The following is a 1580-nucleotide window of genomic DNA, read 5'->3' on the forward strand; positions in this document are numbered from 1 at the left end:
ATAGACATAATGACTCCCACACGGTGCTAGCCTCCGCTTTTCGTGGGTTAGCTTAATGACAAAGCCAGAGCCATAATTAGTTTGTCAAATAACTAAACAGCAGAGGCTAGCATGAACAAACATAGCATACTTTTTATCGGACTTGATACACATAAAGAATTCAATGAAGTCGCCTATATTGAAGACCATCGAGGCGCACAACCTGTGCACTTTGGTAGAGCGCCATCATCTAAAATAGCCGTTAAAAAACTAGTTCGTCACTTTGAATCTAAATACCCTGATGCAACGCTTCACTTTGTCTATGAGGCTGGCCCCTGCGGTTACTGGATTTATCGGTTAATCACTAGCCTTGGTCATTGCTGCTATGTGGTTGCCCCTTCTCTCATTCCTAAAAAACCAGGTGAACGTGTTAAAACCGATAAACGTGATGCCATGAAGCTCGCAAAGCTACTTAAAACAGAAGACCTTACACCTATTTATGTGCCAGAGCCGGAAGATGAAGCTGTTCGCGATTTATCTCGCGCCCGTGAAGTTGCCATGAAAGATTTAAAAGACGCCAAATATCAACTTAAAGCGCTATTACTGCGTAATAATATAAATTATGCTGGCACTGCTAACTGGTCGCTCAAACACCTTCGTTGGCTTACAGAGCTTGTATTATCTCACCCAGCACAGCAACTTGTTTTACAAGAATTTATACAAACAATATCTGAAAGAATGGCACGTTTAGAGCGTCTTGATAATGAATTAACACACCATGTTCATCAATGGCGTTATTACCCTGTCGTAAAAGCAATACAAGCGATGCGCGGCGTTCGTCTATTAGTTGCAGCAGGTGTTATTGCTGAGCTAGGCGATTTATCGCGCTTCGACCACCCTCGTAAACTAATGAGTTACCTTGGTCTTGTACCTAGTGAACACTCAAGCGGCGGAAAACGTCATATCGGTGCGATAACAAAATGTGGCAATGGTAGGGCTAGACGCCTCCTTATTGAAGGTGCGCACACATACAGGTATGCCGCTAATATCTCCACAGATATGCAAAAACGACAAGAAGGGTTGCCAAAGCAGATTATTGATATCGCATGGAAAGCACAACTTAGGCTCTGCAAGCGCTACAAAAAGTTAATCAGTAAGGGAAAGCATTATAACCTTGTAGTCACAGCAATTGCGCGAGAAATGATCGCGTATATCTGGGCTATAGCAAAAGAAGTGGTACTGACACCTGTTGATCCAAAACTAAGATTAGCAAGAGTACCTGCATGATGAACGAATTAGAGTTAATGCATTGGGTCAAGCATCGGGTGTGGCACAACCACCGAGGGCGTTAGGATGGCAATGCAGCTAACGCAGCATTGAACCACGAACATAGACTGAAGACAGGTGCCACGACGAACTAAGTAAGGTCTGCTCTGTTACTAGAAATAGTAATAACCAACGAATATCAGCATGAAAACCGACGACATTACTTGCTTCATCCTATGTATTAACTCGCTCTAATTCGAGCTGAAGAAATTATGGCTTAAAAAGTTAGGCAAGGATCAGTGCGTTTAACTTGACTGTGGGAGTCATACCAACGC

At 43.0% G+C, this 1580-nt stretch carries 1 protein-coding gene; it reads left to right on the forward strand.

Going from position 1 to position 1580, the window contains the following annotated elements; all coding sequences use genetic code 11:
- The first annotated feature begins 111 nt into the window (after positions 1–111).
- On the forward strand, positions 112–1266 hold the full coding sequence (locus JIG37_RS06820; protein ID WP_138519617.1) for an IS110 family transposase: 1155 nt from the start codon (positions 112–114) through the stop codon (positions 1264–1266).
- Positions 1267–1580 lie beyond the last annotated feature (314 nt).

It is taken from the genome of Pseudoalteromonas sp. bablab_jr010 (assembly GCF_016464105.1).
In the GTDB taxonomy this organism is placed as follows: Bacteria; Pseudomonadota; Gammaproteobacteria; order Enterobacterales; family Alteromonadaceae; genus Pseudoalteromonas; species Pseudoalteromonas simplex.